Source organism: Domibacillus epiphyticus, from assembly GCF_001975785.1.
In the GTDB taxonomy this organism is placed as follows: domain Bacteria; phylum Bacillota; class Bacilli; order Bacillales; family Domibacillaceae; genus Domibacillus; species Domibacillus epiphyticus.
Genome location: NZ_MSFI01000019.1, coordinates 1 through 14,003, shown reverse-complemented (window position 1 = coordinate 14,003; position 14,003 = coordinate 1). Strand labels below are relative to the sequence as shown.

Here is a 14,003-nt window from a genome sequence, read left to right as displayed (position 1 = left end):
TACATACAAATTTATTTACAAAAAGGAGATTGACAATGACTACAACAGAACAAAACAGCGTTCCAAAGCCTTCTATTTTCGGTCTTATAGCGAATCCAGGGGTGCAGTTTGAACGAATGAAATCCCGCCCTGTCATTTGGGGTCCACTTTTTATCACACTTATTTTATCTGTGTCCGCATTCGTATTAATGTCCCTTCTTCCGCAAACATTAAATATGATGGTCAACGATTTTGGCATGAGCTATGAAGAAGCTCGAACTACAACATTACTAACAAACAGTGTGGTCGGCCTCATTTCATTTCCCATTATTCTTTTAATAGCTGCTGGCATAACATACGTTGTCGTGAAAATTGCCGGCGGGCAAACGACATATAAACATATGATCAGTTTTACAATTTTCATTATGTTTATTACATTCATTGGGCAAATCCTTAACAACGGCATCGCTTTGCTGGCCGGTACAGACCCAAATGTCACAAGCATCAATGGTTTGATCGGTGTGGAAGGAAAAGTTGGCGGTCTGCTGAATACAATCGAAATTTTCACTATCTGGGCGACTGTTTTAACCGGTTACGGTTTACATATTGTCGGTTCTTTATCAAAACGTTCAGCAACGATTATCACCATTATTTTCTTTATTTTAATGCTTATATTTGGTTATTTAGGCGGGACGGTATCGTGAGGAAAAAGAAAATCATCATCCCCGTTGCCATTCTTGTTGCAGTACTGCTGATTGGGACCAGTATTTACCGCGCTAAAGGCCAGAATGAAGCTGTTGTCAGCGTAACAACATTAAAAGAACAGGAGTTACGAACAACAGTTATGATTCCCGGCACACTAGCACTCGCCAATGAACAGTCCATTTACTACGATATGGAAAAAGGCGATGTCGATACGATACACGTGAAAGAAGGCGATACAGTAAAGATCGGGACGCCCCTTGTCACCTATAAAAATGAAACTCTCTCTCTCGAAGAACAGCAAAGCGACCTTACGAGACAATCAAGCAACTTACAAATTGAATCGATTAACAAGCAGCTGAACCAGCTAAGCGACAAACAGGATGAATTGGAAAAAGAGATCGGCAAACAAGCAGCAAAAGAACAGGTAGCAGCGGAACGGAACCAGCTGAATCTTGAATTGGACACCGCGAAAATTGAACGAAAACGAAGTGATCTTGAGCGGGAGACCGTCCGGAAAAAGAAAGCCGGCTTATCGGTAGAAAGCGAAATAAATGGAACGGTATTAAACGTAAATAAAGAAGCAGATGTGAACACAGCAGATATACAGGAGCCGCTTGTTCATATCGGCAATACAACGTCCTTCACTGGTGAAGGTGTTCTATCGGAATACGATGCGCTTAATGTGAAAAAGGGACAGCCTGTCACGATTACATCTGATGTTATACCAGATAAAGAATGGACAGGCAGAGTAACAAAAGTGGACCTGCTGCCGCAGAAGCAAGCGGATCCAGCCGGAGATACAGCAAATCAATACCCTGTTGAAATCACGATTGCAGACAGCAGCATCTCTGATATAAAACCAGGATTTAAATTGTTAATGGAGATCGAGACAAGCAAAAAAACAGCATATGCAGTTCCGGCGGAAGCAGTTCGTCAAGATGAAAAAGAGGAATATGTATTTGTTGCCGAAAACGGGAAAGCTGTTAAAAAGACCGTGAAAACGGGTCAAAAAACGAATAAGCTCATTGAAATAACAAGCGGGATTAAAGGGAAAGACAAAGTCATTATCAATCCGCCTGAAGATCTCATCGATGGGATGGATGTGAAGGTAAAATGATTGATCTTGTAAACATCGAAAAAAGTTATACACTCGGAAAAGAAACGGTCCCCATTTTAAAAAATATTAATTTAACAATCAATAAAGGTGAATTTGTAGCAATTATGGGACCGTCCGGTTCAGGAAAATCGACGCTGATGAATATTATTGGCTGTCTTGATAAACCATCATCCGGTTCCTATTTCCTGAATGAACAGGAAATATCAACGTATACAGATGATGCACTTGCCCATGTACGGAATGCAGAAATCGGTTTTGTGTTTCAGCAATTTCAGTTGCTATCCCGGTTAAATGCACTTGAAAATGTGGAGCTGCCAATGGTGTATGCTGGTGTATCCAAAAAAGAACGAAAAGAGCGTGCGGCCTCCGCTCTTGATAAAGTCGGGCTGCGCGACCGGATGCATCATTTGCCGAATGAGCTATCCGGCGGTCAAAAGCAGCGGGTTGCGATCGCGCGCTCAATCGTCAACAATCCCGGACTTATTTTAGCGGATGAGCCGACTGGCGCACTTGATACGAAAACAAGCATATCAATTATGGAAGAATTAACGAAACTTCACGCAGACGGCGCGACAATTATCGTCATTACGCATGAAGCGGAGATCGCGGAATATGCAGCTAGAACCGTGACCGTAAGGGACGGATTGATTGTACCGGATGAGGTGAATAAACAATGAGTCTGCAGGAAAATATTCGTATGGCACTCTCATCTGTCATGGCCCATAAATTGCGGTCCATTTTAACGATGCTCGGTATTATTATCGGCGTCGCAGCGGTAATTACAGTTGTGGCTATCGGCCAGGGCGGCGAGCAAATGCTGAAGTCCCAGCTTACAGGTCCAGGGAATACAATCGACGTATATTATGAGCCGTCTGAAGAAGAATTGAAGTCGAATCCAAATATCTATGAACAGGCATTTTTTACTGAACAGGACATTGCTGAACTGCAAAAACTGCCGGATGTAAAAAATGTTGTTGCCTCCACAATGACGATGATGACGACCCGATTTAAGGAAGAAGAGCGTGAAACGACGGTGTATGGCATAAATGAAGCGTATTTAGACGTAAACCGTTTAGCCGTCGATAAAGGACGCATTTTCAATGAGACGGATTTTCTTTCCGGCAGCCGGGTCGGCATTATCAGTGATGAACTGAATAAAGAATTGTTTGCAGATGAGCAGGCACTTGGTGAAATTATATGGGTAAACGGCCAGCCTATCGAAATTGTCGGTGTCGCGGCCAAACCAACAGGGCTTTTCGCATTCGGTACAATGGACGTGTACATCCCGTCTAATACGTACCGGGCGGGCTTCGGGTCGATTGACTATACATCTGTTAGTGTACAGGCATCCGATGCAGACAGTTTGCAGGATGTCGGAAATGCAGCGACCGAACTGTTAAACTCGCTCCATGATACGGAAGATTCCTATCAAGTGATGAACATGGAAGAAATTGCAGAAGGTGTCGGGCAAGTCACCACCATTATGACGACTATTATCGGCTCCGTCGCAGGCATTTCGCTGTTAGTCGGCGGCATCGGGGTGATGAATATTATGCTCGTCTCCGTAACCGAACGGACACGTGAAATCGGCATTCGAAAAGCACTCGGTGCTACAAAAAAGCAAATTTTAACTCAGTTTTTAATCGAAGCACTCACGCTCACCTCGATAGGCGGCATTCTTGGTATTTTACTCGGCGCAGCCGGCGCATCGGCTGTCTCTTTTTTCGCCGGATGGCCGTCTCTCATTTCATGGCAAGTCGTGCTTGGCGCGCTCTTGTTTTCAATGGTGATTGGCATCATTTTCGGCATGCTGCCAGCAAATAAAGCTGCGCGCCTTGATCCGATACAGTCGCTGCGCCACGAATAAACGAAAGAATAAATGAATGGCTGTCCAAACTGAACAGCACCTCTAGTGGTTAGACAACTGGAGGTGCTGTTTTTCTATGCCAAATTTAAAAATGAAGAAAAAATACAAGCCTTGTTAAAGTATCAACCGGAAAAAAGAAAGTTTCCATTCTCTTATACGAATTAAGGCAAAACTAAAGGGCATGACCCCGGTTGAATACCGCTCTCATACCCTGAGTCTGAGTACTGCCTAACTGAGTAAAAGTGTCTAACTCTTTTTTGGGTTCAATTGAAACGAGGCAGCCTTTTTCTTTATTCACAGATTGGAAGCGTTACGGTCACAATCGTGCCTTCACCAAGCGCGGATTGAACGCATACGGTGCCGTCGTGCAGCTCCGCGATATTTTTGGCGGTGCTCATCCCGAGTCCTGCTCCTTCTGTCCGTTCCTCTGTATTCGTACCACGGTAGTAACGGTCAAATAATTGGTTAACAGTTTCTTCATTCATGCCGACACCATTATCTTCAATCATCACATGAACATGGGAAATGGACCGCCGGACACGCACCGTAATTTTCGTGCCGGATGGGTTGTGCTTAACCGCGTTAAAGACTAAATTATCGATCATCCGCTCAAACCATTTAATATCCGCTTCAATAAGCAATTGCTCATTGGATTGGTCAAAATGAAAACAATACTGGTTTAGAGTTCTGTCTTGTTCAAATTTTGATACGATTCCTTCCAGTAATTCATCCGGATTGACCACGTCTTTCGTCAGAACGAGTTCATTATTTTTTAATCGGAATGAAAGAGAAAAATCTTCAATTAAATGCAGCATGTAGTCTCCTTTTTCCCGAATGACCGCCCCCACTTCCTCAAGCTCCTCCGAGGTCCAGCTGTAATGCCCGCTTTCAAGCATATGTCCGTATCCTTGAATTGTCGAAAGAGGTGTTCTCAAGTCATGCGAAATGCCCGTCATCCATTCTTCCCGTGTCTGTTCCAGCTGAGCGCGCTCTTTCACTGACGCATTCATTTTTTCCACCATTGAATAAAACGCGTCGATTACTTCTTTATATAGTTTATAACGCATTTTCACTTTCCCTTTTTTTGTAAAGATCTTTTTCCGCTCTTTATCCGTCATCATATCCTGATAGCGTCCATGTTCCATCCGATCAAGCCACCCGGTAAAAATAAACAACGGGTATCCATAGCGATATCCGTTCCAAAACGCAATGGCAAGCGTCAGCACAAGCACAACTACACCAATTAACCCGAAACCAAGGATTACTTCTTCAAGTAATGACATTCGCTGATCTTTCTCTTTTTCTTTCGGTGTTTCGAGGATCCATGTATAATCCGAATCTGGATCTTGATAAATAGATGTTGCGGTAGAAAAAGTCCCCGGTTGTATTGTTTTTTTCGCCAATTCGAGCGGTTTATACCTTTTTCTATTTACAGAAGCCCCAGCAGACAGAATAATCTCCCCTTGCCGGTCAATAATAAGAAGAGATCCATCGATTGATTTCAGTTTCTCCTCAACTTCTGATTTCATTTCCATCAAACCATTCTTGCTGTACTGTCGAAAAAGGGCTTCAAGCATGGCCGCTTCCTTGTCCTCATAACCAAGCAAATATAGGTAAGGATCATCATACATGGTCTCCATTTCAGATAAGACCGTGAATTTCCCATATTTCCGTTCCTTTTCTATATGTAAAAGCTCACGAACTGAATACTGATTCGGCAATGATTCCGGTGTATTAACTGATTTCATGACGTCTCCGGATTCATCAATAATTTGCACCCAAAAACCCCGTTTCTCCAGCACGTCATTCCATTTTTGCCCAAGCTTTGCCTCGCCTTCTTCTATCGCCGTTTCAAGTGAGATCATTTGGAGTACACCTACCGGCGGGTTCAGTTTCGTCTCTTCATTCGCTATACGCTGGAGAAGGAAAAACAATAAAGCACCTAAAACGAGAATCATGGCTGCAGCCATTAAAATAAACTGAATTGAAAAATGGAAAATAAGTCTTCTTCTAAGCGGGTTCATCTTTTTACCTCAACTAATTTATACCCAAGGCCCCGTACAGTCTGCAAAAAAGCCGGCTGTCCCGGGTCTTCTTCAATCCGCTCCCTGATGCGGCGAATATGGACAGATACGGTGTTGTCATCTACGTAATCTGTAAACCCCCACACCGCTTCGAGCAATTCCTGCTTTGAAAAAACTTTATTTGGATGCTTGCATAAATAAAGCAGCAGCAAGTACACTTGTGTCGGACACGGAACAGGCTGTCCTGCTACAAACAGCTGCCCCTGCTCTTCATCGACAACAAACCGGCCAAAATCATATCTTGTTTGTTTTTTTACTGTCTCATTTGTCCCACCTGAAGCATGACGGCGAAAGTACGCTTTAATACGGGCCGCAATTTCGAGCGGATTAAACGGCTTTGTCACGTAATCATCTCCGCCGGTCGCGAATCCTGTCAACACATCAAGGTCGGACACTTTTGCAGTAACAAATAAAATGTATGCTTCTGACACCGCACGGATTTTTGGACATAAATCGAAACCGTTTCCGTCCGGCAGCATAACATCCAAAATAATTAAATCAATCGGGCGATTCTCCACGACCTCCATTGCTGCTTTCGCTGTATGCGCTGTATAAATATATTGAAATCCTTCTTTACGAAGTACCATTTCGACCATTTTCACAATTGCTTTTTCATCGTCCACAATTAAAATTGATTGTTCTTCCATTTATATACACCTCGCTTACTTTCATGATAGCACACGAACATTACCAAAAATTGAACAATACTGGAACAATTTATGAATCGGTAAACGGCAGGTTGTTTTGCTGAAAAGAAATTCTTGTAAAATACTAGTAACAATAAATGGAGGTAACAAGGTGGAAATAAAACGGATACAGCTGATTGATGGAATGAGGGGATTCAGCCTGTTAGGTATATTACTTGCGAACCTGCTCATTTTTCAATACGGCATATGGGGAAAAGATGAAATCCATATTTATTCACTGTCTGGTGTTGATTTAATGGCGTATAAATTTGTCAAAGTCGCCATTGAAGGAAGTGCTATGCCGATTTTTACGTTTTTATTCGGCTATTCAATGGTGAAAATGATGGAGAGTTTAAAAAGAAACGGTGTAAAGGCACGGCGTCATTTCGCCCGTCGATTTCTTTTATTACTCATACTTGGCTTGCTGCATTCTTTCCTTTTATGGGAAGGGGATATTCTTTCCTTTTACGGAGTGATGGGGTTTTTTCTTCTTTTATTCTTAAAACGATCTAAAAAGGCGCTGCTTATCTGGGGCACAATCTTGCTCGTGCTTTCCTTTGCACTCGGGTATGGTGTAGTGGAAGAAACCCCCGCCGAAAAAGAAAAGATGTCAAATTACGTCGAAGCGACAAAAACGATTTATGCAAATGGCACGTATACGGAAATTATGGAACAGCGAAACAACGAAGATCCGTTGATTATGCCGGACTACGTTTATCTTATCCTGCTTTTACTGTCGCCGTTTGTTACCGCATCGCTTTTTTTATATGGCATGTATGCAGCAAAATCAGGTTTATTTACTCAACCGGACAAAGAAAAAAGGATGTATCAAAAAGGCGTGCTGCTCGTGCCGCTTGGCCTTTTGCTAAAAAGCGCTGCGGTATTGATGCCTGAAACGGACTGGACTGGTGTATCAGGAATTATCGGTGCGAGCCTTCTTTCCGTCGGCTATATATTTGCCTTCTCTTTATTATATACTTGGCTCCCTGCATCGAAAATCACCACTTCTTTTGTGCAAGTCGGCAAGATGTCCCTGACGAATTATTTAATGCAAACCGTCATCTGTACGTTTGTGTTTTATGGTTACGGGTTGGGTCTATTCGGACAGTTAGGTGTACTCAACGCAATTGTATTCGGGATCGTTATCTTTCTATTGCAATGCATGTGCAGCAGTTGGTATATGAAACGATTCAGACGGGGACCAATCGAGCAAGTCCTGCGTATGTGGACGAACTGGTCATGGAACGGACAAATTCGAATGAAGGAGCCGGAGTCGTTTGACCGGGTCGAAGGATTATGATGACAGGACGACTTTTCATAAGCGTCGCATTTGCGCTTGCCGGTGTATGCATAACATTTTTCAGTCATCATTTCACAGGATCAGAAGAATGGATACGAAATGCTGGAACGCTCCTCGTCTTATCCGGAATTTTTATTGCACCCCAATGGAACCGAACGAAAAAGAAATGAACATTCCTAAAATTAGAAATAAGAGCGCTGCTTCATTGCAGGCTCTTATTTTTCCTCATCCGCACAATCAAAACAAAGTAATTTCCCGCCGTCCTTCACTCCATTTAAAAAGCCGTCCAGGCAATATACTTTTTTGCCGCACTTCATGCACTGCCCAACTAGTTCATTCACATGAATCCCCTGCCTTTCTCCCCATTATAAAACAATATGTATATTATTAATGCAATTACGTATAATGAAAGGTATTACTTATTGCCGGAGAGGAAGACAAGTCATGCGCAATATCAGCTTATTTTTATCGGCTGCTGCCCTTATTTATATGAGTTTTTTGATGCTTTCGAAAAGCGATCACGCTGTATCTGAAAATCAATATAATGAACCCGTTGTGTTTGTGCATGGCTTTAAAGGAACGGCCCGCTCGTTTAGTTCGATGATTGCTCGTTTTGAAGAGCGCGGCTGGGGGGCAAAGGCTTTGACGATGAACGTGACAAGAACGGGCCGCCTGCTCGTCCATGAAGGAACCCCCCTTCCAGGAAAACCGGCTTTTATTCAAGTATTATTCGAAAATAACCGTGCTTCATTTGACGATACATCACACGCCCTCTCATCCGTTATGCAGGTGCTTAAAAATGAATATGGAATTGAACGCATTAATATAGTCAGCCATTCTATGGGGGGCATTGTGACAGTGAAATTTTTGCAGGAGCTGTATGATCCAGCGCGGCACCCGGCAACAGATAAACTCGTCACAATCGGCAGCCCATTTGATGGCGTCGCCGGCGGCCGGTGGTTCACACAGAATACCGGCCCTGCCGTTTACGACTTAATGCCAGGATCCCCAGCTCTCTCCAAGATCGCTACAGGACACTCTCGATTTCCCGCCGAAACAAACGTACTGAATATTGCTGGAACCGGCGACCAGGTTACACCAATAGAAAGTGCACTCAGTTTAAAAGCAATCATTCCTGAAAAACAATACAGTGTTGATATTATCGATGACAGAACAATTGATCATAGCGGTCTGCATGAAACACCGATTGTCGATGAAAAGATCGGCGCCTTTTTTTCCTATAAATAATTACAGATCATTTCAGCCGTTCTTGAAGCAGCGGTGGACGAAGCGGTTCGAGCCGCTTCTTTTTCTTTGTGCGCTTCAAGCAAGTGCGCGGTCCCTTCTTCCATCAGTTCAGAATACCTTGAAGACAGGGCAGCAATTTCTTTAGAAAACAGTTCATCCGTCCCCGGTTCAACAAGTAATTCATACATATCAATGATTTCATCAACCGTGTTATTTCTTGGGAAATATTCATGCGGTTTAGTGCTGTCAAACAGTGCAAAGCCAAGTTCACGAACGATCACCATATCGATGCTCGCCGGATCAAATCCGCAATGATATATTTCAGCCGAATATCCATTTTGTTCCGCAGCAGCTGCAATCTTTTTCATGAATGTCGATTTACCTGTTCCGGCTCTTCCTTTAATCAAATATCTTTTTGTTAAGCCTTCTGTCAGCTCAGGAATGTAGTCGACCGATCCTGACGGTGTGGCTGCGCCTAAAAAACGATGGACGGTTCGTGATTGTTCAGTTGATTTACCAGGGAATAGTTTCTTGATCCATTGCGCTGCAAGAAGATCTGCTTTGTTTTTATTAAATCGATTAATGTAAATAGATTCCCATTCATCATGAATGATCAATGCCTCCCTAAAACAATCATACGCAATGTGAGCCGTTTTCCCTGCAGGCGGTGCTGAAAGCATATCCGGCCGTATCGCGGCATGACGGGCCGTTGCAGCACTCGGGAGACTTGGAGCCAGGCTTCCGCACCAAATGGCTTTATCACCGACAATCAGCCCTTCAGGCTGCAGCGCATTCCATGGACTGCGAACGGAATCAAATTCCTCACCAGCTGACTGAAGGCGCCGCTCGACTTCTTTCAAACACTCCATCTGCGCGCATTCCCCGCCGCCCCGCAGCAAAATAAATAACCGCACATCCTCTACATTTGATTCCGCCATCTGCACAAACCCTCTAGCTGTGTGACCCGACGTAAAATAAATCATTCGCTCACCCCCTTTTTGTATGCACACGGTCTACTATATGAAATGGGCAGGCTGCTTATGAATATATTTAAGTCTTAAGACCGCATTCATACAAAAAACCGGTTCTTTGTACAAGAACCGGTTTTTTCGTTTATTTATGATTTAAAAATATCTTTATGTGCTTCCCTGATAACGGCAAGTACATCGTCAACGCTTGTATATTCGCCGCCGATTTGATATTCACTAATTCTTGTGACTGAGGAAGCTTCACCTGTTGAGCGCAGGACTTTAATGCATTCCGCTGTTTCTTCTTCTGTTTCGTGTAATCCGCCTGCTTCGTAAAAAGCGTTTGATTTTACCATTTTTTCATATTGCACTACAAAATTTTCTTTTACTTCACCGGCGAAATAATTTTTCACGTCAAGAAGATTTTCAACGACCATCATGTTAGTGGGTCAACTCCTGTTTCTTTTGATGAGTACAGTATACGAAAAAACGAAGCAGAAAAGAACGGCTTTACGCGGATTCCATTCACTTTACACATTTCGTTAACATTTCATTCAAGATTTGTTCACAAGTTCACAAAAGGAAGCGTTTACTGCTTTTTTCAGATCATCCGGCGCCAGTTCGATTTGCATACCGATCTTGCCGGCACTGATAATCATCTTGTCCAAATTATGTGCACTTTTTTCAATAAAAGTTGGAAATAACTTCTTCATTCCTACAGGTGAACAGCCGCCGCGAATGTAGCCTGTATGTTTTTGAATGTCTTTCACTGGAATCATCTCTACTTTTTTCTCGCCCGCTGTTTGTGCTGCTTTTTTTAAATCAAGTTCTTCCGCAACGGGAATAACGAATACATACAATCCACCTGATCCTTGGGTAACGAGCGTTTTATACACCATCTCCACGTCTTTGCCGATTTTCTCTGCCGCTGCAACACCATCTATTTTCCCATCTTTGCTATTGTATTCATATATGTTATAGGCAATGCCCGCTGCATCTAGCAGACGCATCGCATTTGTTTTCCCTTTCGCCATCATGACTCACTCCATTTTTATGTTAAAATCATTGTACTACAATCATTAAAATGGGGTGATAAAATGGATCAAATGACTGTATCCGCGATGATGGAAGTAATGAAAGAATTTTTCCCTTCCAATACGTCAGTAGCTGTCTCTGACCATGAAAAATTTATCTATTATCAGCCAAGCCGGCTTGTAGATCTGCATATTCGGAATGGCGAGCCGATTAAAGAAGGAAGTGTGACACACCAGGCTTTAATGGAAAAACATCAAGTTTCGACTTATATTGACAGCGACGTGTACGGAATTCCTTATTTCGCAATGTCTGTACCGATTTTTGATAAAAGCGAAGTGACCGGAGCTATTACAACCATTTATCCTGCCAAACCGTCACCCATTTCACGCAATGTATTGACGATTAAAGCAGAAGACCGGTGGTATCCAATTCCATACAACGATGTGATTTATCTCGAGTCTGAAGGACGCAAAACGAAAGTTCAGGCGCATTCCGGAGTGGGCTTCCATAAATTAAATTTAACGGAGCTCGAATTTATGCTGCCAGAAGATTCATTTATCCGCGTCCACCGTTCTTATATCGTCAATGTTCATTATATTCAGGAGATACAGCCTGATTCGCATTCAACATTCTTGCTTATTATGAAAGATCGGACAAAAATACCCGTCACCCAGACGTACACAAGTGCGTTTCGAAAATCACTTAACTATTAATATATCTGCTTCAAGATGCGAAAATTCTCTTTCGCGTCTTTTTTTCGGCTTTTTATGCAGAATCGAATGAAAGCCTTTTCATAGATTGTTACACTTATCAAAAGGAAACGGGGAGGAAGTAGATCGTGGATAAACGTATGATTGAAAGACTTCGCAATAAGGATTTACAAACACGCATTGTAACAGCCGATGAGGCAGCTTCCTGGATTCAAGATGGCATGACACTCGGTCTAAGTGGTTTTACACGGGCAGGAGATGCAAAAGCGGTCCCGATGTCACTCGTTGAACGGGCAAAAACGGAAGCATTTAAAGTGAACATCTTCACCGGGGCATCACTCGGATTTGACCTTGATAAAATGATGGCAGAAGCCGGAATCATAAATAAACGTCTCCCATTCCAGGCAGACGCATCAATGCGAAAAAAAATTAATGATGGCGCACTTTATTTTGTCGACCAGCACCTTTCTCATACAGCGGAACTTATTCGGAGCCAGGTACTCGGATCGATCGACTATGCGATCATTGAAGCAGTCGCGATAACAGAAGATGGACTGATCATTCCGGCTACATCCGTCGGCAATTCATCTATCTTTATTGAGAAAGCAGAAAATGTCATCATCGAGCTAAACCTCGCGCAGCCTGGCGAGCTTGAAGGGCTGCACGATATTTACAGTGCAGAAGAACAAGGTATGCGTGGACCAATTCCACTTACATCCGTTGAGCAGCGGATCGGGATACCGGGAATAAGCGTAGATTTATCCAAAATTAAAGGCATTGTCGTAACGGAAGCGCTTGATTCTCCTTCTACGATTGTGCCGCCGGATGCTGAAACAGCACAAATGGCAGATCACCTTATCGACTTTTTCCGATCAGAGGTACAGGCAGGACGTCTCACGAACAGTCTGGCTCCCCTTCAATCTGGAATAGGTACAGTTGCCAATGCGGTGCTGCATGGGTTGATTGATTCGGAATTTGAGAATCTCGACATTTATTCGGAAGTTTTGCAAGATGCTGTTTTTGATTTATTTGATCATGGCAAAATCAGATTCGCTTCCGGATGCTCGATTACTTTATCAGATGAAAAAATGCAAGACGTGTATGCAAATTTGGACAAATATAGAGAAAAGCTTGTGCTGCGTCCGCAAGAAATTTCCAATCATCCGGAGATCATACGCCGTCTTGGACTCTTGTCCATTAACACGGCACTTGAAGCGGACATATACGGAAATATCAATTCTACTCACGTCTCCGGTACAAAAATGATGAACGGCATCGGCGGTTCAGGAGACTTTGCCCGCAATTGCCGGATTGCTATTTTCGTCACGAAATCAACGGCGAAAAACGGTGCCATCTCAAGCATTGTTCCATTCGCATCACATGTTGATCATACGGAGCATGATGTGGATGTTCTTGTTACGGAACAGGGATATGCGGACTTGCGCGGCCTTGCACCGCGTGAACGTGCACTTGTTATTATCGAAAAATGTGCGCATCCGAAGTATAAAAAGCAGCTTCTCGATTATTTTGAAGAAGCATCAGCCCGCGGTGGTCAGACACCGCATATTTTAGAAAAAGCGTTATCCTGGCACACACGCCTTGCCGAAACAGGTACGATGCTTGAAAAAGAGCAAGCTGTCATCGGCTAATAAACTTTTTAACGTCCGTTCGGCCGCTTTTGCTCTATGACCGATTCCAGCCCTGATCTCAAAAAATCGCAAAAAGCGGTCCGGCGTTACTAATAAATAAACTTTAACTAAAAAACGTTTATGAAAAAACAGCCCTTACCCGGCTGTTTTTTCTTTCCATTAAATGATTTTGTTATTTAGATCAAAAAATTTCTGCTTAATGTCTTTTTTATGGCATTTTGTGACGTTTATAATGAAAGCACTTTCAAAAACATTTAAAATAGTAAACAAGAAGCCGGTTTAAACGGCTCACATTACTAAAATACATTCCATACTCTCTCTGTATTACTGTCAGAAAAAAGCGGCCCCTGAAGGCCGTTTTTTTCACATTACTCCCGACTTTTTCCGGCAATAAATATATTATTTCCGCTATTTCCTTCACCGGGGCACCGGGCTGACAATTTTTTTCGCTTGTTTTTCCTTTTGGCGAATCACCGCGTGTGTAAAACTCCGTATTTATCATCAACCCGCAGTATGGGGTCACCAGCTTTATACATTTCGACTTTCATTCGCTGTTCGAGTTGACATTCATTCTGCATTTTTCGGAAATCAAAAAAACCCGAAGCCTATTCATGAACTGCACCCCAATTGTTAGACACCATCTGACAATTGGAGG

Annotated in this window: 15 protein-coding genes and 1 pseudogene; 10 read left to right on the top strand and 6 right to left on the bottom strand. The window is 43.0% G+C overall.

All coding sequences use genetic code 11. The features are described 5' to 3' along the window. The first annotated feature begins 35 nt into the window (after positions 1 to 35). The 5 genes from BTO28_RS10815 to BTO28_RS17900 all read left to right on the top strand — a co-directional run bounded on the left by BTO28_RS10815 (position 36) and on the right by BTO28_RS17900 (position 3,900). Positions 36 to 683 carry a Yip1 family protein gene (locus BTO28_RS10815; protein WP_076766126.1) on the top strand — a complete coding sequence of 216 codons (648 nt, stop codon included), beginning with the start codon at positions 36 to 38 and terminating at the stop codon, positions 681 to 683. Further along, a complete protein-coding gene (locus BTO28_RS10810; RefSeq protein WP_076766124.1) occupies positions 680 to 1,801 on the top strand; it encodes an efflux RND transporter periplasmic adaptor subunit in 1,122 nt (373 codons plus the stop codon). The genes BTO28_RS10815 and BTO28_RS10810 overlap by 4 nt, the downstream gene beginning before the upstream one ends. Next, positions 1,798 to 2,478: an ABC transporter ATP-binding protein gene (locus BTO28_RS10805; protein ID WP_076766121.1), complete on the top strand. Its 681-nt coding sequence runs from the start codon at positions 1,798 to 1,800 to the stop codon at positions 2,476 to 2,478. Before BTO28_RS10810 ends, BTO28_RS10805 begins: the two co-directional genes overlap by 4 nt. Further along, positions 2,475 to 3,668: an ABC transporter permease gene (locus BTO28_RS10800; protein ID WP_076766119.1), complete on the top strand. Its 1,194-nt coding sequence runs from the start codon at positions 2,475 to 2,477 to the stop codon at positions 3,666 to 3,668. Before BTO28_RS10805 ends, BTO28_RS10800 begins: the two co-directional genes overlap by 4 nt. 121 nt (positions 3,669 to 3,789) lie before the next feature. Further along, positions 3,790 to 3,900, top strand: coding sequence for an IS3 family transposase (locus tag BTO28_RS17900; RefSeq protein ID WP_408606666.1), 111 nt, complete (start codon positions 3,790 to 3,792; stop codon positions 3,898 to 3,900). Positions 3,901 to 3,958: 58 nt separating this feature from the next. Here BTO28_RS17900 and BTO28_RS10795 read toward each other — a convergent pair whose 3' ends face one another. Both BTO28_RS10795 and BTO28_RS10790 read right to left on the bottom strand, forming a co-directional pair. After that, positions 3,959 to 5,692: a sensor histidine kinase gene (locus tag BTO28_RS10795; RefSeq protein WP_076766117.1), complete on the bottom strand. Its 1,734-nt coding sequence runs from the start codon at positions 5,690 to 5,692 to the stop codon at positions 3,959 to 3,961. Then, the gene (locus BTO28_RS10790; protein ID WP_076766115.1) at positions 5,689 to 6,399 is read right to left on the bottom strand and encodes a response regulator transcription factor; all 711 of its coding nucleotides are present in this window, start codon (positions 6,397 to 6,399) and stop codon (positions 5,689 to 5,691) included. Before BTO28_RS10790 ends, BTO28_RS10795 begins: the two co-directional genes overlap by 4 nt. A 184-nt stretch (positions 6,400 to 6,583) precedes the next feature. Here BTO28_RS10790 and BTO28_RS10785 point away from each other — a divergent pair, with 184 nt between their 5' ends. Together BTO28_RS10785 and BTO28_RS17155 are read left to right on the top strand one after the other, a co-directional pair. Continuing rightward, positions 6,584 to 7,738 (top strand): DUF418 domain-containing protein, encoded by a 1,155-nt coding sequence (locus tag BTO28_RS10785; RefSeq protein WP_198936765.1) that lies wholly within the window; start codon positions 6,584 to 6,586, stop codon positions 7,736 to 7,738. Then, entirely contained in the window at positions 7,738 to 7,908 is a 171-nt protein-coding gene (locus BTO28_RS17155; protein ID WP_158068816.1) for a hypothetical protein, read from the top strand. Before BTO28_RS10785 ends, BTO28_RS17155 begins: the two co-directional genes overlap by 1 nt. A 45-nt stretch (positions 7,909 to 7,953) precedes the next feature. Here the strand turns inward: BTO28_RS17155 and BTO28_RS17685 are convergent, their stop codons facing one another. Then, complete coding sequence (locus BTO28_RS17685) at positions 7,954 to 8,079, bottom strand: hypothetical protein (RefSeq protein WP_269843867.1); 126 nt, start codon at positions 8,077 to 8,079, stop codon at positions 7,954 to 7,956. Between the two features lie 103 nt (positions 8,080 to 8,182). Between BTO28_RS17685 and BTO28_RS10780 the strand changes: the two genes are divergently transcribed. Next, on the top strand, positions 8,183 to 8,986 hold the full coding sequence (locus tag BTO28_RS10780) for an alpha/beta hydrolase (protein ID WP_158068815.1): 804 nt from the start codon (positions 8,183 to 8,185) through the stop codon (positions 8,984 to 8,986). Here BTO28_RS10780 and BTO28_RS10775 read toward each other — a convergent pair. The 3 genes and pseudogenes from BTO28_RS10775 to ybaK all read right to left on the bottom strand — a co-directional run. After that, a pseudogene (locus BTO28_RS10775) lies at positions 8,977 to 9,651 on the bottom strand (hypothetical protein); the annotation flags it as partial. The gene BTO28_RS10780 and the pseudogene BTO28_RS10775 sit on opposite strands and share 10 nt — an antisense overlap. A 452-nt stretch (positions 9,652 to 10,103) precedes the next feature. Next, a complete protein-coding gene (locus BTO28_RS10770) occupies positions 10,104 to 10,394 on the bottom strand; it encodes a hypothetical protein (protein WP_076766107.1) in 291 nt (96 codons plus the stop codon). 114 nt (positions 10,395 to 10,508) lie between these two features. Further along, complete coding sequence (gene ybaK / locus BTO28_RS10765; RefSeq protein WP_076766105.1) at positions 10,509 to 10,988, bottom strand: Cys-tRNA(Pro) deacylase; 480 nt, start codon at positions 10,986 to 10,988, stop codon at positions 10,509 to 10,511. A gap of 63 nt (positions 10,989 to 11,051) precedes the next feature. Between ybaK and BTO28_RS10760 the strand changes: the two genes are divergently transcribed. Then, positions 11,052 to 11,702 carry a LytTR family DNA-binding domain-containing protein gene (locus tag BTO28_RS10760; RefSeq protein ID WP_076766102.1) on the top strand — a complete coding sequence of 217 codons (651 nt, stop codon included), beginning with the start codon at positions 11,052 to 11,054 and terminating at the stop codon, positions 11,700 to 11,702. A gap of 137 nt (positions 11,703 to 11,839) precedes the next feature. After that, entirely contained in the window at positions 11,840 to 13,348 is a 1,509-nt protein-coding gene (locus BTO28_RS10755; RefSeq protein ID WP_408606665.1) for an acetyl-CoA hydrolase/transferase family protein, read from the top strand. Positions 13,349 to 14,003 lie beyond the last annotated feature (655 nt).